The sequence below is a fragment of the Salmonirosea aquatica genome (genome assembly GCF_009296315.1).
GTDB classification, from domain to species: Bacteria; Bacteroidota; Bacteroidia; order Cytophagales; family Spirosomataceae; genus Salmonirosea; species Salmonirosea aquatica.
Genome location: NZ_WHLY01000002.1, coordinates 4315243 through 4336532 on the forward strand (window position 1 = coordinate 4315243; position 21290 = coordinate 4336532).

At 51.7% G+C, this 21290-nt stretch carries 17 protein-coding genes; 2 read left to right on the top strand and 15 right to left on the bottom strand.

Annotated features, from left to right (window positions below):
- Window positions 1-3 precede the first annotated feature (3 nt).
- From GBK04_RS18790 to GBK04_RS18805, 4 genes are all read right to left on the bottom strand, one after another.
- Window positions 4-417 (bottom strand): hypothetical protein, encoded by a 414-nt coding sequence (locus GBK04_RS18790; protein ID WP_373331121.1) that lies wholly within the window; start codon window positions 415-417, stop codon window positions 4-6.
- A 42-nt stretch (window positions 418-459) separates the two neighbouring features.
- Complete coding sequence (gene glmS / locus GBK04_RS18795) at window positions 460-2298, bottom strand: glutamine--fructose-6-phosphate transaminase (isomerizing) (protein WP_152762307.1); 1839 nt, start codon at window positions 2296-2298, stop codon at window positions 460-462.
- Window positions 2299-2436: 138 nt separating this feature from the next.
- Window positions 2437-3765, bottom strand: coding sequence for a DUF4270 family protein (locus tag GBK04_RS18800; RefSeq protein ID WP_373331122.1), 1329 nt, complete (start codon window positions 3763-3765; stop codon window positions 2437-2439).
- Window positions 3766-3781: 16 nt separating this feature from the next.
- Complete coding sequence (locus GBK04_RS18805; RefSeq protein WP_152762311.1) at window positions 3782-4588, bottom strand: glycogen/starch synthase; 807 nt, start codon at window positions 4586-4588, stop codon at window positions 3782-3784.
- A 212-nt stretch (window positions 4589-4800) separates the two neighbouring features.
- On the opposite strand from GBK04_RS18805, the gene panC reads away from it, so the two are divergent.
- Window positions 4801-5643 carry a pantoate--beta-alanine ligase gene (panC, locus tag GBK04_RS18810; RefSeq protein WP_152762313.1) on the top strand — a complete coding sequence of 281 codons (843 nt, stop codon included), beginning with the start codon at window positions 4801-4803 and terminating at the stop codon, window positions 5641-5643.
- Between the two features lie 349 nt (window positions 5644-5992).
- Here the strand turns inward: panC and GBK04_RS18815 are convergent, their stop codons facing one another.
- From GBK04_RS18815 to GBK04_RS18865, 11 genes are all read right to left on the bottom strand, one after another.
- Window positions 5993-6466, bottom strand: coding sequence for a T9SS type A sorting domain-containing protein (locus tag GBK04_RS18815; protein WP_152762315.1), 474 nt, complete (start codon window positions 6464-6466; stop codon window positions 5993-5995).
- A 323-nt stretch (window positions 6467-6789) separates the two neighbouring features.
- Entirely contained in the window at window positions 6790-7992 is a 1203-nt protein-coding gene (locus GBK04_RS18820) for an acetyltransferase domain-containing protein (protein WP_373331123.1), read from the bottom strand.
- Between the two features lie 466 nt (window positions 7993-8458).
- Window positions 8459-9175, bottom strand: a complete 717-nt coding sequence (locus GBK04_RS18825) for a T9SS type A sorting domain-containing protein (RefSeq protein ID WP_152762317.1) — start codon at window positions 9173-9175, stop codon at window positions 8459-8461.
- Window positions 9127-10740: a PA domain-containing protein gene (locus GBK04_RS18830; protein ID WP_373331124.1), complete on the bottom strand. Its 1614-nt coding sequence runs from the start codon at window positions 10738-10740 to the stop codon at window positions 9127-9129. Before GBK04_RS18830 ends, GBK04_RS18825 begins: the two co-directional genes overlap by 49 nt.
- Window positions 10741-11084: 344 nt before the next feature.
- Window positions 11085-11621: a YybH family protein gene (locus GBK04_RS18835; RefSeq protein ID WP_152762321.1), complete on the bottom strand. Its 537-nt coding sequence runs from the start codon at window positions 11619-11621 to the stop codon at window positions 11085-11087.
- A gap of 116 nt (window positions 11622-11737) precedes the next feature.
- Window positions 11738-12496: a tetratricopeptide repeat protein gene (locus tag GBK04_RS18840; RefSeq protein WP_152762323.1), complete on the bottom strand. Its 759-nt coding sequence runs from the start codon at window positions 12494-12496 to the stop codon at window positions 11738-11740.
- Window positions 12497-12551: 55 nt separating this feature from the next.
- Window positions 12552-13505 (bottom strand): NAD-dependent epimerase/dehydratase family protein, encoded by a 954-nt coding sequence (locus GBK04_RS18845; protein ID WP_152762325.1) that lies wholly within the window; start codon window positions 13503-13505, stop codon window positions 12552-12554.
- Window positions 13506-13685: 180 nt separating this feature from the next.
- Window positions 13686-14186 carry a YybH family protein gene (locus GBK04_RS18850; protein ID WP_373331125.1) on the bottom strand — a complete coding sequence of 167 codons (501 nt, stop codon included), beginning with the start codon at window positions 14184-14186 and terminating at the stop codon, window positions 13686-13688.
- Between the two features lie 292 nt (window positions 14187-14478).
- The gene (locus tag GBK04_RS18855) at window positions 14479-16383 is read right to left on the bottom strand and encodes a helix-turn-helix domain-containing protein (protein WP_152762329.1); all 1905 of its coding nucleotides are present in this window, start codon (window positions 16381-16383) and stop codon (window positions 14479-14481) included.
- Between the two features lie 176 nt (window positions 16384-16559).
- On the bottom strand, window positions 16560-17036 hold the full coding sequence (locus tag GBK04_RS18860; protein WP_152762331.1) for a hypothetical protein: 477 nt from the start codon (window positions 17034-17036) through the stop codon (window positions 16560-16562).
- Between the two features lie 318 nt (window positions 17037-17354).
- Entirely contained in the window at window positions 17355-19100 is a 1746-nt protein-coding gene (locus GBK04_RS18865; RefSeq protein ID WP_152762333.1) for a helix-turn-helix domain-containing protein, read from the bottom strand.
- Between the two features lie 306 nt (window positions 19101-19406).
- On the opposite strand from GBK04_RS18865, the gene GBK04_RS18870 reads away from it, so the two are divergent.
- Window positions 19407-21260, top strand: coding sequence for a hypothetical protein (locus GBK04_RS18870; protein WP_152762335.1), 1854 nt, complete (start codon window positions 19407-19409; stop codon window positions 21258-21260).
- The last annotated feature ends 30 nt before the right edge of the window (window positions 21261-21290 follow it).

Sequence of the window (21290 nt, forward strand, 5' to 3'; positions counted from 1 at the left end):
CCCCTAAGGATTTCCATTGGTTTTAACAAATCTGGTATCAGTAGGACGATTGATCATTAGGGAATCTCTGTATTGACTGAAATTAATCTTATTGTCCCCAATCCATTTCAACTTAGTTGTGTCGATCTCTTTGTATTGGCCAAGCCAGTTACTGCCTGGATTAGCACATACCGTCAACAGTTGCTTTTCAGGCCAATAATTTAGAATCGCTCCAGTCCTTTCAACAATTACCTCATAGAACTCTTTCGATTTATCACTTTGTGTGTAATGGTGATACAACTGTACTGCCATATCCACTTCCCGTTCGTCAATAGAAAACAAGGGCTCTATACGTAACGTATCGACAGAGGGGTCGATGCGGTTGAAATCACAAGAAACTAGCGCGAAAATCAGAAAAAGGATACAGTAACTTTTCATTGCAAATGAATCATAGCCTCGGAACAAAGAATTCTAAATTCATTACTCCACCGTCACTGACTTTGCCAAATTGCGCGGCTGATCCACGTTGCGCCCGCGCATGACGGCCACGTAGTAAGAGAGGAGCTGCAACGGAATGACCGACAGTAGTGGCATGAGCATTTCGTGCGTTTTGGGAATCTCAATCACAAAATCCACCATCGTCGGGATCAGCGTATCACCTGCGGTCACGATGGCAATCACCCTACCTTTGCGGGCTTTGACTTCCTGAATATTGGATACGATTTTGTCGTAGGAGCTATCCTTAGTCGCCAGAAACACCACCGGCATATCTTCGTCGATAAGGGCGATGGGGCCGTGCTTCATTTCGGCGGCGGGGTACCCCTCGGCGTGGATGTAGGAAATCTCTTTGAGTTTCAGGGCACCTTCCAGCGCCACCGGGAAGTTCAAACCCCTACCCAGGTAGATGAAATTACGGGCGTAGGTGAAAATGAAAGCGATTTCCTTGATCTTGGCGGCACTTTGCAGCACTTCCTCTACTTTGTCGGGAATGTTTTCCAGCTCGATCAGAAGCTGACGGTACAGTTCTTCTGATATGGTACCTTTGCGCTGAGCCGCGGCCAATGCCATAATGGCCAGCACCGTTACCTGCGCGGTGAAGGCCTTGGTACTAGCCACCCCGATTTCGGGTCCAGCGTGCGTATAGGCGCCCGCATGCGTGGCGCGGGCGATGGACGAACCCACTACGTTGCACACACCAAAAATAATCGCTCCCTTGGACTTGGCCAGCTCGATGGCCGCTAGCGTATCAGCCGTTTCGCCCGATTGCGAAATAGCGATGACAATGTCATTTTCCTTGATAATGGGATTACGATACCGGAACTCCGAAGCGTATTCTACCTCCACATTGATGCGGGCCAATTCCTCAAAGAGGTACTCGGCCACCAGTCCGGCATGCCAGGAGGTACCACAGCCGATAATCACAATCCGCTTGGAGTCAGCCAGTTTGTCGAGGTAGTTGCGCAAGCCACCCAGCTGTAGGTGGGCTTCGTCGGCCCGCACGCGGCCACGCATGCTGTCAGCGATGGAACGGGGCTGTTCAAAAATCTCTTTCAACATGAAATGCTCATAACCACCCTTTTCGATAGCGTCGAGTTCCAGTTCCAGTTTTTGAATATAGGGTGCCTGCGGTACGTTATCGAGATTCAGGATATTGAGCTCGTTATCCTTCACCACCGCAATGGCGTAGTCGTCGAGGTACACCACATCTTTAGTATATTCGATAATCGGGGTAGCATCGGAAGCAAAGAAAAATTCGTCTTCCCCGATCCCAATCACCAGCGGGCTGCCCTTGCGGGCGGCGATCAACTGCCGGGGATGCTCGTCGGACATAACAACAATGGCGTAGGCACCCACGACCTCCTGCAAAGCCAGGCGAACAGCTTCTTCCAGTGAATTTCCGGTTTCTTGCCGTACATCCTCAATGAAATGAATAAGTACCTCGGAATCGGTATCGCTGATGAAAACGTGACCTTTCTGCTGAAGCTTCTGCTTCAGCGTGGCGTAGTTTTCGATGATTCCGTTGTGGATGATCGCCAGCTTGCGGTCGTTGGAGTAGTGCGGGTGAGCGTTAGTGTCGTTGGGTTCGCCGTGGGTTGCCCAGCGGGTGTGGCCCATACCCGTGGTAGCGTGGGTGTCTTTGGCGGACAATTCTGTTTCCAGATCCGACACTTTACCTTTTTTCTTATGTATCACCAGACCGCTGCCGTTCAGCAAAGCGACCCCCGAGCTATCGTATCCCCGGTACTCCAGCCGCTTCAGGCCCTTGATGATCAGAGGGCATGCCTCTCTATGTCCTACATACGCTACAATTCCACACATAGTCAGTTAATTTTGAATGAGTGAATAATAGTATTTAAGTACGAGAGTACCTTAGTTCAGAAGTACCCAAGGCAGTGCGAAAACGCTTCTAAAACAAGGTACTCCTGTACTTTTGCACTTAGGTACTTTGCCCCTCTTTTATTCCTTCGCCTGGGTATAGAAGACAATCAGCTTGATATCCTCGGGTTTTCCACTCAGTACCAGGCGGCTCACGCGGTTATTGAATTGGGAGTCGTATAAGGTACCCCTCTGTGCCAGGGTTTGGATATAGACAGGCGTCACCAGAAAGCCTTCGTTCGTCTTACTGCCAGCCAGTATTGCGTTCAGGTGCGTGGCCAGATTCCACGTGTAGTTTTTATAGCGTGAATCCAATAGAACCGAAGGAGGATCGGAGCCTCTGGACGTGCTATCATTGAGTGCAACGCTCGCAAAGCCGTTAGCCTTGTATTGGACTTGATTGGTCGAGTTCGTTTCCAGCAGCACCAGGTAGGAAGGAGGAGTCAGACCCGGCTGCACGGCCGTGAGGTCGGGTTTGACGCTGAGTTCTGCCCGGTTGATGCCAATCGGGCCGTTTTTGGCCAATGCCTTGAGGTAGGGAATTTCGATCTTGGTACGAATACCCAGGGCATCCTGCACGTAGGTACGCTCACCGGTACTGCTGGCCGGTACGGGTTGCAGGGGCTTCAGGGCAGCCAATGGGGTACCACTTCGATCCGCCGTGACGCGGTTGAAGCCCGCCCGGATAGTAGCTCCGGATTGTAGCGCCACCACGGCATTGAGCGGAAAGCTGGTGGAGATCGTATCGGTAGTGGTATGGTACCATAACCGAAGACTAAGCGGGCTATTGGTACCTACTATACCGGGAAAACCCAGTACAGCGGTATTTTTGGCACCAGGAATCAAGGCCAGTCCGCCCAATACTTTGGAGAACTCGGCGTTGGTTTGTCCGGCGGTTTGGCCCGATAGGGCAAACAGCTCTTTACCCAAATCGTCGGGTAATTTAAAACGCAGGGTACCATCGGCCTGCGGTCGGGCCTGGAAGGTTTTAGCAGCTAGGGGCGTTTGGTCGTACGTGAGGGTACTGTTGTTGTAGTAGTTCTTAAGAGGATCGATCACCTCCCTTATGCGGTGAACCGATAGGGTTTGCTCGGGCAGGGTATCACCATAGGTATAGTTGTAAGGCGTGTACAGCACCAGGGAGTCATACACAGCCGTCGTGCCCAGATCAAGCTGAAAACCCAGCGACATGCGGATGAAGCTGGATGCCGTGATAGTACCAAAGAGCGGGTCCACGTAGCGACCCGCCAGAAATATATCGGGATTGCTGGTACGGACCGAGTCGGCCAGTACGGTGGAGGTTCGGACGGTAAGGGTGTCAGTAAAAAGGGTTTCTACGGGAGTAAGCGGCGTGACGCCAATGTTGCCGGGGGGATCGCAGCTAAATAGCAGGGTGGTCAGAACGACCACCCCGATTGCTCTATTTCTAACCAACCAACCCGTTATACAGGTTGTAATACGCTTCTGAAAGGTTGTCGTCTTCTTCGACGAGGTCGACACGCTTGGGTGATTCATTCAATAATTGATTTAATTCTTCGCTGTAATCTTCGTCTACTTTTACGACGGCGTCAGCGTACGCGCATCCAAGCTTGATAAACCCTTCAAAATCGGCGGAACGCAGATGGGCCAGGGCTTCATCGCTCACGTCCATGGCCTTCGCCTTTTCCAGCAGATCGGCGTCAAATTTATAACTGAAAGCGTTATTATACACAGTAAAAACGCTTTTTGTGTCCTTAAACATGGGATCGTTCCGGTACGTGGTCTTCAGGTACATCGGAATCAGGGCGGTCATCCAGTCGTTGCAATGCACGATATCGGGCGCCCAGCCCAGCTTCTTAACGGTTTCGAGTACCCCCTTACAGAAGAAGATAGCGCGCTCGTCGTTGTCGTCGTAAAAGTTATTTTTCTTGTCAAAGAAAACGGACTTACGGTGAAAATAGTCTTCGTTATCGATGAAATAAACCTGCAGCTTGGCGTTGGGAATGGAAGCGACCTTGATCACGAGGGGCTTTTCCTCTTCGCCGACGGTAATGTTGATGCCCGAGAGACGGACTACTTCGTGGAGACGGTTTTTGCGCTCATTGATGAGGCCAAACCGGGGAACCAGGATGCGAATTTCGGCGCCGCGCTCCTGCATGGCCTGGGGAAGTTGCCTTACATAAGCGGCTACATCGGTGGTTTGAAGAAAAGGGTTGATTTCACTGGATACATACAAAATTCGTAGTTTGTCCATACAGGTACTTGACGTTTGTGAAAAAAAGATTTGCAAAATTATACAAAAAAAAGCCGAATTTCAATAATTATTTCCAAGTAATTGTAATATTGCGGGCAGCTTGGCTCTTTCCATGCCTATGGTTTTGGCCTCAGACCGAAATTTGTCGAGGACCGGTTTTGTAGGATGAATTCGGGTCAGCAACCGTACTTTCCTAACCCCTCCACCACCACATGATTCTTTTAAGTGACCCCGGGGCGCTTCGAACCCACCTAAGAAAAATCCAAAAAATTGATACTACGCTGGGCCTGGTGCCTACTATGGGAGCGTTGCACGAAGGGCATTTGAAATTGGTCGAAAGAGCAGTGGAGGAAAACACTATCGCCGTGGCCAGCATTTTTGTCAATCCCCTGCAATTCAATAATCCCGACGATCTGTCCAGGTACCCCCGTACCCTGGATGAGGACTGCGCCCTGCTGGAATCGGCAGGCTGCCAGCTAGTGTTTGCGCCCTCGACCGAGGACATGTACCGGGTACCTCCCGTTTTAAAACTGGATTTCGGCAGCCTCGAACACGTGATGGAAGGTGCTTTCCGGCCGGGACATTTCAATGGGGTGGGGATCGTGGTGGCGCGGCTGTTCAACATGGTGCAGCCCGACCGGGCCTACTTTGGGCAAAAGGATCTGCAGCAGGTAGCGGTGGTGCGGCGATTGGTAGAGGATCTGGCGTTTCCTATCGAGATTGTGCCCTGCCCCACGGTGCGGGAAGTCGACGGGCTGGCGCTCTCGTCCCGCAACCGCCGCCTCAGCCTCGAACACCGGGTGATGGCTCCCCTAATCTACAAAACCCTCGGAGAAGCCCAAAAGATGCTGGCGGCGGGCTATTCGGTGGAAGAGGCAAAGCAGCACGTCCGGACACAATTCATGCGGTACCCCGATTTTCTGCTGGAGTACTTTGAGGTAGCCGATGCGGGTACCCTGCAACCCGTCGAGGAGGTACAGCCTGTCGGCCAAACCGCCCTGTGTATGGCCGCGCACCTGGGCGGAGTGCGGCTCATTGATAATATTGTATTCTAGAAACTCCACCAGCCTTTGATACTTGGTTGGTGGATTTTTTAGAAGTAGAGCGTTAAGTCTCTTTTACTGCTTACTCACCCGTACGGAAGCCTGATGGTTCAGCGCATCGGTGGCGCGGATCAGGTATACACCCACAAGCTAGCGCGTTATTGAGGGCGGATCATACATTTATGAGGGTACTTTATTGACATACGCTGCATTAATTTAAAGGGTACCTAGTCGTCGGCTATTGACATATATCCAACAGTACTTGATATATGAATTCGGACCCATAAAAAACCAGACGGTGGGGTAAGTACTTACCCCACCGTCCGATACGTTCATGGCTAATAGATGGCTATAAGGATGGCTAATTGGTTGCTACGAGTATCCGGTCAGGCTGCTGAATGACCTCGTCGGTCGACAGGCTGATCGTTTTTCCGACCACTTCCTTGCCGTTTTTTACTTCAATGGTGTATTGTCCATCTTTCATTTTTGAAAAATCGAAGCTGCGGCCGTACTTCTCAGTGCCTTTATAGATTGTCTCAGAGTGAAGTACACCGCCATCTTTATCAAAAAGTACAATGGACAATTTCTGGTCTTTGTCCTTTTCGATCAGCAGGCGCATTTTCACTGAATCTTTGATTTTGTACATCGCGATGTCGAAAGTTCGGCCTTCGGGATAGGCGTTTGTCAGAGTTTGATGGGTAGAAGCATTCTCAGCCATAACCACTACCTGCTGAGAAGCAAGCTGGGCGGGGGAGTTTTTTTTCTGAGCAAATAGAGCGTTGGCGGCAACGAGGGAGAGCATCAGGGCGAGGGCGGAAGTTTTGAGCGTTTTCATGGTCGTAGTATTTAGAAGTTAATGATAAAATGAGTGCTTGAAAATGTCCGCGTATTGACCAGCAGCGAACAATACAAAGGTCGCGGGTTGCGTTTGACCGAACTTGGCTCATTCTATCAAAGGCGTGGTGCATTGTTGCAGGGACGTGGTTTGTTGTTGCATTTCGCTTTGGGGATATGATTTTGAATAAAATCAGTCAAAAAGAGGCAAAAAAAAGGCCGCACGACGCGGCCTTTTTTAAATGATATCTTGTATTCTACTCCTTCCTCACCCTTACAGTAGACTGTCGATTCAGCGCGTTTTTAGGGGAAGCATCCTGCTTTTTACAAATAACTCAGCCACCATTTTTCCTTATGGCTCGTTTTGTAGCGGTCGTACCAGCGGCAAAGCGGATATAGGACTAAGACTGTCCCCGCCCATATTACATAAACGACAGGCAGGCCAACTCCTTCGCCAGGCACTACAAACAAAAGGATGGTCTGGGTTTTGGTGGCAATGTTTACGCCATCAGACAGCAGATGCCCCCGCGAGAGAAACATCAGCAGACAAAGCGAATGAAGCACGTACCAATGGACGATGTAGTAGAAAAACGCCGTTCGACCAAATGTCCGCAGGAAATTGGTCAGGCGGTTTTTTACTGATTCGATCGCTACCAGAAACAGCAACGCTGGGCCAATGGTAATGCACATATACAGCAGCGAAGGCGGGTATTTATTGACATCGATAAACGAAAATACCGTCAGCAAGCCACTTTTTTGCTCGCTCCAGGGAGTCGGATTACCGTACAGATTGCTGAACCGCAGGACTATGAAAAACACCAGCAGGCCAAATCCGGTCAGCAATAGCGCAGTTTTTCGTGTGGCGGGCGAAACTGTCGGGGCGAAGAACGTGCCAGTGCAATAGCCTAGCAGCATCAGTCCCAGCCAGGGCAGGATTGGATAAAGGACGAAAAGAAAATGCCCATTTGCATAGGGATAGATGCCCCGCCGATGCAGCAAATCCCACCAGAGGGACGGCTTGAAACCCGGTGCAGCTTCCACCACATCCAGCAGGTTATGGCCCAGCACAATCACGAGTCCCAAGATTAGTATCAGTCGGAACGGCAGGTGAATCAGCAACCCCAGAATTACCATGCTGATACCGATTACCCAAATTACCTGTAAAATCTGAATCGTGTAGAGCGGATTAAACGTCATGCCCAAATTGACAATAACTAATTCAGCAAAAATCAGCCACAACCCCCGCTTAATCAGGAAACTGCTTAATTCCTGTTTGGTCTTTCGCAAACTCTGCAAATAGATGGACGTACCGGCCAGAAACACGAAAACAGGCGCACAGAAATTGGTAATCCATCGAGTTACAAACAAGATGGGCGTGGTAGTAGCGAGGTTGAGTGGGTCCTCGGTCCAGGCGGTGGAATGGAAGAAATCACGCGTGTGGTCCAGGGCCATGATAACCATGACAAGGCCTCGAAGCACGTCGATGGATTCAATGCGGGATTTGGCAAGAATGGGTTGAAGTGGCACAGTCCGAGGGTCATAGATAAGTGCGTGCAAATTTAAAGAAGAAAATGGAAAGTCGCTTCATCAGCAGAAAACGCCTTTCTGTAACACAAACCTAATCTGATCGTAGGATGATCAGAGTCTATGAAATGATTGCTGCTTCATTTGAAAGTTGTCAAAGCAAAGCCACTATTTCGCGGCGGTATAAGACAAATCGGCCCGCATTTGGGCCGTTTTTGTTTCCCGGCGAAGTGCCAGCTTCTACAGTTCGCCCATGAGTTCGGCGGAAACATTGAGTACTTCAACAGAATTCTGTCCCTAAATGGGGGGGAGCCCCCAGCAGGATACAAACGGTATTACAATAACCGGATAGCCCGGCACCGAGTGGTTGTACGAGATTTATTGCTGGTAGTAGTCCTCATGATTTGAGAGTGGTTAGTTGTATGTATGATAAAAAGCCGGACGGATATCCCGTCCGGCTGATGAAAATTTACTCCTTGCTCACCCGTACCACGCCCTGCTGATTAAGCGCGTCTATTACCTTTATCAGATAAATCCCCGTCGGCAAACTACCCAGCCGGAACTCCGCCTCGTTCAACCCCTCGATCAGATTCTCTTTCCGCGACTGCCGCACCCGCCCCGATAGGTCAAGTATCTGGAAGGTACCTGGTCCCGCCGAAGGGGAAAGCACCTCGACTGTCACGGCATCGTGTACGGGGTTGGGGTAGGCTTTGAGGGAGAGGCCGAAGGGTACCTCCTGCGCCAGTTCATAACTCAGACGGGCGGGTACATTGGCATTGCAGCCGCCGAGCGTGGCGCCTAAGCGCAGGTAGGTGGGTACCAGGTACTGGGCGATGCACTGCTCGCGACCGCCCAGGCATACCTTCACTCCGCCGTAGCCGCAGCGCACGTCGTTGAATGTTACAGTAATTTGCTTGGTGACCGAGCAATTGACCACGTCGGTGGCCGTGACGGTATAGGTGGTCGTTTGGGTGGGGCAGACCTGGATGCTGCCGCTCGTGGCTCCTGTGCTCCACGACAGGCTGAGGGTACCCGTGCCGCCCGAGGCGTTGGCCGTTAGGGTGGTGCAGCTGCTGCCGTAGCCGTAAGTGACCGAGGTGTTGCCGCTGGTGGTCAGGTTGATGGCCGGACGTACCGTCACGGGGATGGAAACGGTGCGCGTGCAGGCGTTGTCGTTGTCAGCCACAGAAAAGTACACCGGATAGGTACCCCCGCGGCCAGATTTGTGATCGTGAAAGTGTTCGTTTGCTGGTTGTAGGTACCGGCGGGCATCGTAAGTGCCTCGTCTTTATACCAGGTGGTTCCTACCGTGAGGCTGACGGAACCTCCCAACTGCAAGGCCGGCGAAAGGGTGTTTCCACAGCTGGCACCGGATCGGGCAATGATGTCGTTATTGGTCACATTAGGAATTGGGATGCCGAGGGGGTAGCTAAAGCTGATGACACCCTGATTGGTAATGGGGGGCGATGGAAGACTAACTTGGATAATGCTTATATTGACCGGTCCGCCAGCAAGTGCCGCACGTATGCTTTGTCCAGCTTCATAGGTAAGCATGACCGTCGGTATCGTGATCTGGTCGGCAAAGGCTCCGGGCGCCATCGTGACCAACATGGATTCTCCACCGGCTACATTGTTGAACATAATCACACCGATGGCCCCCGCCTGTTGGGCGTAGTAGACTTTCTGGCTAAAATTGCACACTCCCCGGTCGATCAGGGCAATTTTACCCGATAACTGGGCAGCATTCACCGGGGGGCTACATCCCTGAGTCGGATTGGGTACAGTGGCATCATCTACAAAAACTCCATTCGCTGTTAAATTGACGGAATTCACATTCGCTCCAAAATTGGCTTGTGAAAAAGTGTAGGAGCCCGCCACGCCCGCGGGCGAATTGACAAGCACGTCAGGAACGCTCGGGACCTTTACTGAATTGACGGATATATATCCATTATTCGTAAAACTTCCTTTCGTATTCAGGACATTGGAAAAGGCTCGAATCAGGGCGCAGGCTTCATTGGTGAAGGTGGCGACATCAGCCAGGTTCTCGATGGCGTTGCCACCAGGGGGTACCAGGGCCCCAATCGTGATGGTACCCGAATTGGTAAAGCTACTCGTGTTGGCGATGGCATTCGACCGGCTGCGGTCGATATGAATTTCACCCGTGGCCTTGTTGGTAAAAGTACCATAGTTCAGAATTCCGCTGACTCCGGTATTGTCCGTATCACCAATAAAAATCTTTCCCTCATTGATCACTGTACTGCTGCTGTTTAGATTCCAAATGCCGTTCCCCCAAGGCTTGTTTATCCTCAGTGTCCCGGTAGGCTTATTTTGAAACAAACCGGTGTTATACACACCATCCTGACTGGTAGTGGATATGGTTATCGTTCCATTATTAGTAAGGGTACCATCGTTGGACATGCCCGCGTCAGGCAGCATCAGATTACCCGTCGCCGAAAGGATAAGCGTAGCTCCCGATTGTACGCGCAATCCCTTTACGGAGGCTGCTGTGTTGAGAGTGGGCTGGTTGGCTGGTGCCGAGGGGACTTCGACATTGTCGTTGACGGTGGGCACTGCATTGGTAGACCAGTTGGTGGGCGTATCCCAGTCGATGTTGGTCGCACCCGTCCAGGTGGTGGTTTGGGCGTGGAGGGCGCAGGTGCAGCCCAGCAGCAGGAAGACCAGTAACAGCTTTCTAAGCGGCCAAGCCAAGCCTAGGTGTGTGGGGTTTTGTGGAGTGTAGTGGTTTTTCATACACACAATTGGTTTTGATTGGTTGTTTAAAGTGAAAAAATTGAAAGGGCAAAGTTTTCGTTGGAGGCACCTGCGGCGTTTTTCAGGGCAATGGTCCATCATCGTTATATGTTACCCGAATGCAGAGATATCCTATTGTCCGTTGCGTTTTTGGTATAGGGCACAGTAGGGACAGAGCGTACCTTGCCCGGCTGTGTACGCAGACTACTCGCAGCAACGTAGATGGGTGGATTGGAAAACTATGGTCTGATTTTCATTGGATTATTCGGTTTTGAAAGTGAGGAAAAGAAGAGAAGGTTTGTAAGGGGGCGTTCATACGACACAGACCCCATGGTTATTATCCGCTACTCTACCACTACGGGTGCTGATCCCGACTCATGGTAAAAGGTAGCTTTCCACGCGCCGTCGATTTTGGTAAAGAGCATGGTTCCAGCCTCATCGAGTTTCATTTTCTCACCAGTTTTGAGCGTAAAATTCATCGTAGTGAAGACGGTGTAGAGTACCTGAGTGTCTGACAGGATTCTGATGACTTCCTTTTTAGGGGTCACAGCCATCGTAGCAAACTGGTCGAAAGCATCCGCGTTCAGCTTTTTGAGTGAGGTGTAGTCGCCGGGAGTGCCATCCGGATTAACCGCCAGAAACTCGGGCGTGTCTTCAAAGTAAGCCATGCATGCCTCGATGTCCAGTTTTTCGACATCTTGAAAGAATGCTGTCGTGAGGGCCGAGATTTCCTTTTCGATGGTCTGCTTTTGCTCGGCTGTCATCTCCGAAACGTCGGTGGTTTTCGTGGCAGACTCGTTTGCGGTCGTGTTGCAGCCCGCAACAAATAGAACTAGGGCAGTAAATGCGGCCAGAATGGAAGTAAATTGTTTGATTTTCATTGAATTATTGGGTTTTGAAAGTGAGGAAAAGAAAAAAATGGAAAGCCGCTTCCCAGCAGAAAACGCCTTTCTGTAACACAGACCTAACTAATTGTATGAGGATCAGAGTCTTTGAATTATTCCTGCTTTATCATTTCGCGCGCCTTGTCGGCCCGCTCTTTGGCGTCGGCAAGGCCTAGTTTTGCCGCTTTATCGTAGTACTCCGCCGCTTTGGTGTAGTCCTTGGTGTTCATGTAGTACTCGCCCATGCTGTCGTAGGCATTGGGTTCCTTTGGGGCCGAGGCGATGTACTTTTCGAGTGCTGCTTTGGCTTTGTCCATTTCTCCTTTTTTTAGGTACATGTAGCCCATCGTGTTGTAGTTGGGCCCGTACTTCGGACTCATTTTAGCTAGCTTCTGGGAATATGCCAGGCCCGCTTCTACATCCTTTGCCGTAAAAAAGGCGTGTAAAGAAGCCCATTCCGTAGCTTGTGGTGTTTTGGGATAGGCTGCCACCAGTGCTTTCATTTCTTCGGTGGGTAGGTAGTCGAGATCTTGCGCCCATTTTTCCATCAGGCCCCGCATGATTTTCTCGGCTTCGTTGAAGTTACTGGCATCGACGGCCAACGCTTTTTCGATTATCGCAGGTTTGTTGGCCTTGGAAGCAAACTGTACGGCATTCACATGCGCCATAAACAAATTCGGGTCTTCGGCCAGAGCCTCGGCGGTTTTTTCATTGCCCTGCGCGAAGTGGACATTCCCGTAAAGTTCTGCCGCCTGGTGCAGGGCCGCTACGGCCTTTTTGGATTTTGAAGATGAGGGCAGGTAGAAATCCTGCGCCGTCGTGAAACAGGTGCTGCTCAGCAGCAGGGCAAGGGCAAAGAGTGACGTTTTCATGAGTTTGAGTTTTGTGTGAAAAATTGAATTAAAGGGTATGGCTGACAGCGTTGGCTTACGCCCACTCGTTGAGCGGTACGTGGGCGGCCTGGAACTGCAACCCCAAATCCTGCGTCGCCGCCGCGCCGCTGTACACGGTACGGGCTGCTTCTGCGGGTTCCTGCCCGTTGAGCATCCGCGTGATGTCCGATACTTTGTAGCTTTCGCCGGTGAGCAGATAGTTCTTGCCATGCAGCCCAGGGGTTGTCGCGGCCCGGAAAATCCCCTCAGCCACATCGGCGACCGATACCATGGCAAACTCGACGTTTTTCGCGAACATCATCTCCACGAAAGGATTAGGGGCAATTTTGTTTTTGAACAAATACTGTATCCCCATCGAAGAAGAATCGTCACGAGCTGACAGCGAGTGTCCCGTCACGAAGGTGGGGTACACGCTCACAACCTCGAAAGCCGCGTCAGGCTGAGATTTTACGAACTTCCGCACCACCTGATCGGCGTAGTACTTGGCCTGGGCGTAGGGATGGTCGTTGGCGTCGAGGTACGGTTCATCCGCTTCGGTATATACGTCGTCGGCATACACGCCGTCGGCCGAGCGACTGGGGTCGGGTAGCGGGTAGGACGTATTGATCGAAGCGACCGAACCCACGAAAACCACTTTTTTGAGCGAAGGAGTTTCACCTGCTACTTTCAGGAAATTCTCGGTTCCCTTGATCGTCGGGTCGAGCAGGTCGCGCTGCGGGTCCTGCACGTCGAGCTGAAAGGGCGTGCCGCTGTGGACGACGATGTCGCAATCCTGCAAAAACGCGCGGAGGGCGGCTTCATCCTGCACATCCATCTGGACGATTTCGAGATGAGACGCGGCATTTTCCAGATCATGCAGGTGCGCGTACTTTTCTTTTTGGGACAAATCCCGGACGGACACCCGGACGTCGTAGCCTTCGGCCAGGAATTTTTTGGTAATGTGGCTGCCGATAAATCCAGCGCCACCGATGATGCCTGTTTTTTTCATGATGGTTTATTCTAGTGAAATAAATGATGAATATTGAGGGTAAATCCTTGATTTTAAGGGCAGTAACAGTACAAAGGTCACAGGTTGGATTTGACAGGATTTAGCTCATTTTATCAAAGGGGTGGAGCATTGTCGCACTGACTTGGTTCATTGTTGCATTTGCCTATAATCGAGCGTTTTTCACTGCGACGGTTCGTCGTTGTTGTACATTTCCCGCAGACAGACGTACTGCCCGTTGCGTTTTTCGTAGAGCGCCATGTACTTGCCCGTACGAATGGTTCCATTCGAATTCGTTACCGTGGATTTTCCGGTTTCCACTACCAGGGTTCCCTCTGCAAATACGTCGATGGTTTGGTAGGTATGGGTTTTCTTGTCGCCCATCAAGTTTTTCGTATAATGTTCGCCGATGGCTTTTTTTCCTACCAGCATGGGCGCATCATTGGCCAGCGAGATGGCATCGTCGGCGTAGTATTCCAGTAGGGCGTCGAGGTCATGGTTGGTAGCGGCCTTGCCGAAATCCGTTTCCAGGGCCTGAATCTCGGTGCGGATTTTCGCCAGATCAAACTGGCCCGTTGGTTCGGCCATGGACACCGTTTCTTTGGGGGCCGTAGTACATCCTACTAAACCAACGAGGAGGACGAAGGCGGTCGACAGCGATAGGAGTAGAGTATTTGTTCTCATATAGGTTTGGGGCTTAAACACATTGAGTCGACCCATAAATGGACAATTCCGCCAACTAAACTCATGATGGAAAGTGATCTGGACAGGCTGCTACAAAGCTCCGGGAAACGGGCAGGAAATTCTTCGTGTATTGTGTCAGAAACTTCGTGTATTGTGCCAATCCTTCGTGTATTGTGTCACGAAGACCCTTGTGCCCCTAATAGGATAGGCATGGCTGGGGTAGGCCGCTGTACTTTTTGTGCTACGGATAGCCTACGAAGTGTGTCTTTGAAGAGAAAAGGAAGTAGAAAAATCAATCGGCCAGATTGTACCGGCGCAGGACGGCCCGGAAAATCAGGCTCGAACGGTAGGGCGCGAAGATCTCATTCACCTTGGTGTCACGGGAATAGTACCCGGCATCGGCGGCTTTTCGCAGGTAGAAGAGGGAACTGTCGGCCTCCTGTAGCCCGGCATATACCACCGACCGTTGGTAGTCGTCCCAGGGACGGGAAGTGGTCAAATTGTGCAGAAAGGTGATTGCTTTCCGGCGATTGCCCGCCCGGGCTTCGCTATACATCTGTAGGGAAATCAGGCCATTATCGTCGGGATTCAAAACGATGGCCCGCTTTACTTCGGCGATGGCCTGGTCAAAGTGGCCCTGTTGCATGTGAAAATGTGATATGACCATGTGGAAGGCAGATGAATTATCGAAAAGTACCCGTCCACTTTCGATATTTTGCTTTGCCAGCTCGGGCCGGTTGGCATACACGCAATTGAGGATGTGCCCGGCCAGAATAACCGGATACAGCGGGTCGAGCGTTACGGCGCGGGTACTGTATTCGACAGCTTCATCCACCCTGCCCACCGACCGTAGCAGCAGGCTGTACCAATAATTGGACTGGGCATCGTTGGGGTTATGCTGGAGTGCGATCCTAAACGCATTTTCGGCGGCCTGCCACTGGTGGGTGGCGTGGTAAAGGCTGCCCAGTACCGCGTAGGCCGTACTGTTAGTCGGGGCGAGGCGGATGGCGGTCAGTGCGATTTGCTCCGTCAGCCGAAAGTTCTCCTGGGTTTCGGCTTCTCCCGATGTTGGCAGCAGATGCGTGGCGGCGGCTTTGTAAGCGTAGGCTTCGGCAAAGACGGAATCGAGCGAAATGGCACGGTCGAAGCGTTTGATACCAGCCAGAAGATCGGTTTTCGTGCGCGTGTTCATTAATTGCCTCCCTTGCAAAAAGGCGTTATAAGCCTCTATGTTTTGTGTACGAGCCAGCGTTTTCCCAGCGTCGAGGGTCAGTTTCAGTTGCCGGGCTACGTCGGCCACGATCTGGTTGGTGAGTTGAAAAATATCCTTGTAGGCCGCGCTGTATTTCTTCGTCCAGGCTGCGGCGTCATTTTGGGTACCGATGATATCGATTTTAATCTGAACCTGATCTCCGGTTTTCAGGAAATCTCCTTTCAGCACGTGGGCAACCCGGAGTTCTTCGCCAATTTGCAGGACTCCCTTTTGCGTACCCTGGTATTTGTCCGACGACGACCGCGCGATAACGTTCAAATTATCCAGGTGCGCGACCGAGGTGTAAATATCATCCATGATACTCACGCAGGCCGGGTTTCCATCGGCATTCCCGAGGTTGACAAAGGGCAGCACGGCCAGCGAACTGACAGATGTACTAACGGATTGATCAGACCGGAGCTTTAACCAGAAGTAGGCGCAGGTACCTATAGCTAACAGCAAGGTAGCGGCTATACTTGCGTATATCCAGGTGACTTTGCGAAAACCTAAGAACAGTACTGTCGGCTTTGCAGCTCCGGCTTCCGGTTCTGACGGCATATCGGGAAGAGGTACCCCCTTAGGAGCAGGCTCTGGTGCAAGGGCAGTATATTGGGCGAACTGTTTGCGGAATTGGGTAGGGCTGATCCGGAATTCTTCCGTAAAGTAGGTACTGAAATTCTGGGGATTATTGATACCGACCGCATCACAGATTTCGGAAATGCGCAGATTGGTTCCGGTGAGCAGTTCCTTGGCCCGCAGCAGCCGACGCTTCCTGATATAGTGCGAGGTGGAGTGTGTGGTGAGTTCCTTGACGGTACGGTGCAGATGCGACCGGCTCACGCCAAGCGTCTGGCAGATCGCGTCGATCGTATAAGCAGGATTGTCGAGATTGTCGTCAATCAGGCGGTTCAGTCTTTCAATTAGTGTGTTCTCAGTGGTAATCATACCCGGCAACCTAATTCAGCCTTTAAAGATACTGCTTCCCTTTTGAAATGCATTGAAGGTACCTTGAAAAGCCGGGGCAGCACGCGCATTGCGCGTGCTGCCCCGGCTTTTCAAAATTTAGGTGTGAACAAGAGGAGACGGCATATTACCGGAAGTCGGTTGTTGGCAGGGGGTACCTATTGCATGGCGATTAAGGTACGGGCAGGTGTTTCGACCACTTTTGCGGTAGAGAGCGTGACGGTTTTGTGCTGGACTTCGTCTCCGTTGACCACCTCGATGGTGTAGCTGCCATCCTTACTCGTGGAGAAGTCGAAGTTGCAGCCGTACACTTTCGTTTGCCGGCCCACCACCTCCTGGTGCAGGACCTGTCCCTGCTGATTGAGCAGCCGCACGAGCACTTTTTCGCCCGCTTTTTTCTCCAGGGTCAGGCGCATGGTCATCGATTCCCGCACCCGGTAGAGGCCGATACCGAACGTTTTGCTTTCGGGGCTGGTGGCGGTAGTGGGAAGGGTGGGGGCTGCTGCGTAGGCATGTTTCACGGAGGCTACCGGTTCGGGGGTAGCTTTGGCGGAGATTTCGGATTGGGCCAGCAGGGTAGCGGAAGTCAACAGGGCCAGCATCAGGGTCATGGCGGAAGTTTGGAGCGTTTTCATGATCTTGTTATTTAAAGTGTTTATGATAGAATGAGTGTTTGAAAGTGTCCGCGTATTGATCAGCAGCGAACAATACAAAGGTCGCGGGTTGCGGTTGACTGGACTTGGCTCATTCTATCAAAGGCGTGGTGCATTGTTGCAGGAAGTTGGTTTATTGTTGCACGGAGCATTTTTCTGGCAAAAAGTCGCTCGAAACAACAATAAAAGGCGCAAAATGACACTTTGGGCAAGATGGAAAGGTACCCTTAAGGTAGGAGCCATCCCGAACAAGTTTCGATTCCGGGAACTGGCTTCGGAAGACTGGGATAACCGGAAAGGCTACCCGAAAATCCGGGTGATGAGGACGCCGTACCGCGCATCTTGTATAAAAGAGGGTAGCCAGTCACGCACAATGTACCTGAAGAAAAGCATGGGCGGCTCGTGTTGTTCAATAGCCTCCTCGAAGTAAGTAAAGGCCGTGTCCAAGTCGCCCAGGCAGGCGTGGACGATACCCATATCGTAGCGGGCGACGGGCTGCGACTGGTTGAGAGCTACCATTTGATCGAGAATATCCCGGGCTTTGTCTGCTTCGCCTGCTCGTCCGTACAGCGCACCACAAGCGCTCAGGGTCATGCCATTTCGGTTGAGTTCGCAGGCTTTTTCCAGATGTTGACGCGCTACATCAAAGTTCTTCTGAGCAATCAGATTCATTCCTACCAGACTATGGCCTCCCCAGAAAGTAGGCTCGAGCGCGACCAGCCGCCGTCCCTGCGCTATGGCGGCGTCGGCCTTGCCCGCTGTCCAATAGATATAGCCTGCGTAAAAGTTATTGATCAGGGAAAATGGCTCCAGCGAAAGAGCCACCTCGGCCTGCTTTTCGGCCTGCGCGTGATTTCCCCGGATGCTCAGCAGTAATGCGTATTGCCCGCGCAACTCGGCGGTATTCCAGTTAAATTCCAGAGCTTTTTTGAATGATCTGGCGGCCTGGTCCAAATCCCACTCGTAGAGCATCTGCATGCGAGCCAGGGCCAGATGGCTTTCGGCTATTTCGGGATCAAGGCTCAGGGCCTGTTCGGTGGCCTGCCGCATCAGCGGCAGACTTTGCTCGGAGGGCAGGTGCCGATAAAACCACATGTTGAGGTAGCAGGAAGCGATGCCCGCGTAGGCAATGGCGTAGGCAGGTTCCAGCGCGATGGCCTCGCGGTAGTAGCTTATGGCCTTGTTGTACTCTTCGGCGCCGGCGAATTTATTGTGATAAAATTTCCCGTGCAGGTAGAGTTGGTAAGCGGCCGGGTTGTTGGTATAGCGTTTGAGCGTTGCTTGCTGGTCTTCGCCGAGGAGCTGGACTTTGATTTGCCGCAAAATCGCCAGAGCAATCTCATCCTGAATATCAAAGATATCTTTCAATTCCCGGTCATAAGTCTCCGACCAGAGGTGGTAGCCGTCCTCCACTTTGACGAGCTGCGCCGTGATGCGCAGCCGATCGCCCGCCCGGCGCACGCTGCCTTCCAGAATATGCGCGACGTTCAACTGCTCGCCGACCAGCCGTAAGTCCTGATTTCGGCCCTTGAATGTGAATGAAGAAGTACGGCCGGCCACATTCAGGTTGGGTACGTGGCTCAGGACGTTGATTATTTCTTCAGTAACCCCGTCGCTGAAATACTCCTGACCGGCATCGCCGCTCATGTTGACGAACGGCAGCACCGCAATGGACACCTCGGCTGTGTTTTCGACGGCAATTTTGTCAATCTCGGCCTGTTTACGATACTCGGTCGGACTGATCTGGAATGCGGCGGTAAAGTACTTGCTGAAATTCTGTGGACTCTCGATCCCGACGAGGTAGGCGATTTCCGAAATCCGAAGATCTGTCTCGGCCAGCAAATCTTTAGCTTTTTCCAGTTTCTTCTGCCGCACGTAGAGTGTGACCGAAAGCTGGGTCTTCTCCTTGACAACGCGGTGCAATTGCGCGCGGCTCAGTCCGATTATCTTGCTGAGCGCATCGGGCGATAATGCCAGGTTATCCAGGTTTTCTTCCAGCAGGGCGTTCAGTTTTTCAAAAGTACTGTGGTGTTCGATGGAGGGCATTGTCCTTAGGAATCAAGAAAAAAGTATAGCGAAAGGTACGGGATCATTGCTCAAAAAAAAACGGGTCAGGGCCGCAGCTTGGCGAAAACTTTCCAAAAATATGTTTTTTGGAGGTTAGGTACTCCCAGCTAAAATCCGTGGCCTAGTCTTGGATCGATAGGGGGTACCTTAGGCCATGTCAAGCGTAGCGTGCGTTTGAAATCAGATTTCCCTAACTTGCGCGATTTGTAAATTAGGCCCGCATAAATGGCCCGCTTGTTGCTTTGTGCAGAAGTACTGGCAGACTGATTCTTCTTACCAATTGCAATGAATACAAACGAGTTTTTACGGAGCGATCCTTTGTTATTTGAATATTTTGGGGTCGTTCTGGTGTTACTTTTCTTCTTTGGAATAACCTTTTTTTTCAAAAGAATTCCCTGGCTCCGGACGGTCGCGGGCCTGGGGTTGATCGCGGCACCAGTGGCCTACTTTTACCTTATCCTGGATGCCCATACCGTCAATATTCCCTATACCGACGACTGGAATCTGCTGGAGACTGTTTATAAACTACAAAGGGAATCCGACTTCGTGAAGGCGGCCAAAATCCTTTTCGAGCAGGTCAATCAACACCGCTTTGCGTTTGAGCGGCTCGTTATGCTAGCGATGGTTGCCCTGTCCGGAACCGTGAACATCAAGGGGTTGCTCCTGCTGGGCAACCTGTTTCTGCTGGCCATTGCCTATCTTTTCTTCCTGACGTGTAGGCAGGAGCGTGTCACCTGGCATTATTTCATACCGGTACCCTACGTACTTTTCAACCTGGCCTATTTCGAAAACGCCTTCTGGGGCATTGCGGCCATTCAGAACACCCCGCTGATTTTCTTTGCTTTCCTGTCGGCGTACGGCCTCGGACGGCGCGACACGGTTGGCCTGGCACTGGGGATTGGCGCGGCGCTGGTGGCTACTTTTGTCAGTGGCACAGGCATGGTTGCCTGGGTAGTGGGGGCCATAATCCTGGGGTTCCAACAACGCTATCGAACCCTAATTCCGTGGATTGGACTGGCCGTCGGTATCATTCTGTTCTATTTTCTGTTCGATTACTATTTTATCGAATCGGCAGAAGGTAAGGTATGGCAACACCCGATCTTTAACGGCCTGCTCTGGTTTGGGTTTTTGGGAAATGCCCTATACCTGGATATCCCGCATCCGCTCTATCCGGCTTTTTACCCCGATATGGTCGCCTGTATTTTCCTGGGGATATTCCTGGGGCTGGTTTTTGTGGCCTGGGTGCTGCGGTATTACTTCAAGCCCCGGGTACAATGGAGCCACTGGTTTGTGTTGGGGGCCTTCCTGTTCGTATTGGGGACGGGGGCCATGTTTGTACTTAGCCGACCCATGAGCCAGTTTTTCATGTACGGCGGTAACGTCTTTTCCCGGCGGTATATGCTTTTTGGCGTGGTGCTGCTGGCGACGGCTTACATTGGGCTGGTAGTGCTCACGAAACGAGTACAGTACCTGCAGCAGGGTGTGCTGGTGCTGGGGTTGCTGGGGTTTGTGGCGCTCAACTTTCAAAGCTACCATACCTCCCTCATACAGTTGCGCAAGCAGTACGATGAACTTTCGCTCGATGCCTATTACTGGAAGCATTATACGACTTTCCTGACCGCCAGTACCGATTTTGGTGCCATTCCTTTCTGGAATCACCCTACGCGCATGAAAGAGCTGGTAGCGGCCGTGGAAACCAGTGGACTGAGCCAGTTTTATGCATCGGATTACCTGCCCGACCCAACCCACATCAAGGCCCTGATGAAGGATAATGCACCCAAGTATGATGGAAACGTCGAAGCCGAAGCTGACTTCCGCCAAGGCGATGACAACCTTCCCGCCGAATATCTCACCTTCTTCATTGACCCGCGGACCGAACCCGACCCAGGCTGCCTGCTTTTGGTTTCTGAAAAATATGTACTTCCGCTTCCTGCTCTGCCGCCTCCTAACTCCTGGACTGATTTTCTGAAAGAGCGTACCTACTACGGTTCCCGATTCTACTACGGAATGTATCGCTCCAAGCTACCCTCGGGTGTATTTGGGGTGTGGGTGGTAACGCCCAACGACTCAGATCCTGGTCGCCTGACTTTCCTCGATACAGGTAAAAGGATGCGTCTGCGGCTACCTTCATTAAAGTAAGTGGGGGTACCTGATAGCTTTTCAAATGAA

What these genes read in the sequence shown, in the direction of transcription:
- GBK04_RS18790 (WP_373331121.1), bottom strand. Translation starts at nt 417, where the DNA reads ATGAAAAGTTACTGTATCCTTTTTCTGATTTTCGCGCTAGTTTCTTGT.
- glmS (WP_152762307.1), bottom strand. Translation starts at nt 2,298, where the DNA reads ATGTGTGGAATTGTAGCGTATGTAGGACATAGAGAGGCATGCCCTCTG.
- GBK04_RS18805 (WP_152762311.1), bottom strand. Translation starts at nt 4,588, where the DNA reads ATGGACAAACTACGAATTTTGTATGTATCCAGTGAAATCAACCCTTTT.
- panC (WP_152762313.1), top strand. Translation starts at nt 4,801, where the DNA reads ATGATTCTTTTAAGTGACCCCGGGGCGCTTCGAACCCACCTAAGAAAA.
- GBK04_RS18815 (WP_152762315.1), bottom strand. Translation starts at nt 6,466, where the DNA reads ATGAAAACGCTCAAAACTTCCGCCCTCGCCCTGATGCTCTCCCTCGTT.
- GBK04_RS18830 (WP_373331124.1), bottom strand. Translation starts at nt 10,740, where the DNA reads ATGAAAAACCACTACACTCCACAAAACCCCACACACCTAGGCTTGGCT.
- GBK04_RS18835 (WP_152762321.1), bottom strand. Translation starts at nt 11,621, where the DNA reads ATGAAAATCAAACAATTTACTTCCATTCTGGCCGCATTTACTGCCCTA.
- GBK04_RS18840 (WP_152762323.1), bottom strand. Translation starts at nt 12,496, where the DNA reads ATGAAAACGTCACTCTTTGCCCTTGCCCTGCTGCTGAGCAGCACCTGT.
- GBK04_RS18845 (WP_152762325.1), bottom strand. Translation starts at nt 13,505, where the DNA reads ATGAAAAAAACAGGCATCATCGGTGGCGCTGGATTTATCGGCAGCCAC.
- GBK04_RS18850 (WP_373331125.1), bottom strand. Translation starts at nt 14,186, where the DNA reads ATGAGAACAAATACTCTACTCCTATCGCTGTCGACCGCCTTCGTCCTC.
- GBK04_RS18855 (WP_152762329.1), bottom strand. Translation starts at nt 16,383, where the DNA reads ATGATTACCACTGAGAACACACTAATTGAAAGACTGAACCGCCTGATT.
- GBK04_RS18860 (WP_152762331.1), bottom strand. Translation starts at nt 17,036, where the DNA reads ATGAAAACGCTCCAAACTTCCGCCATGACCCTGATGCTGGCCCTGTTG.
- GBK04_RS18865 (WP_152762333.1), bottom strand. Translation starts at nt 19,100, where the DNA reads ATGCCCTCCATCGAACACCACAGTACTTTTGAAAAACTGAACGCCCTG.
- GBK04_RS18870 (WP_152762335.1), top strand. Translation starts at nt 19,407, where the DNA reads ATGAATACAAACGAGTTTTTACGGAGCGATCCTTTGTTATTTGAATAT.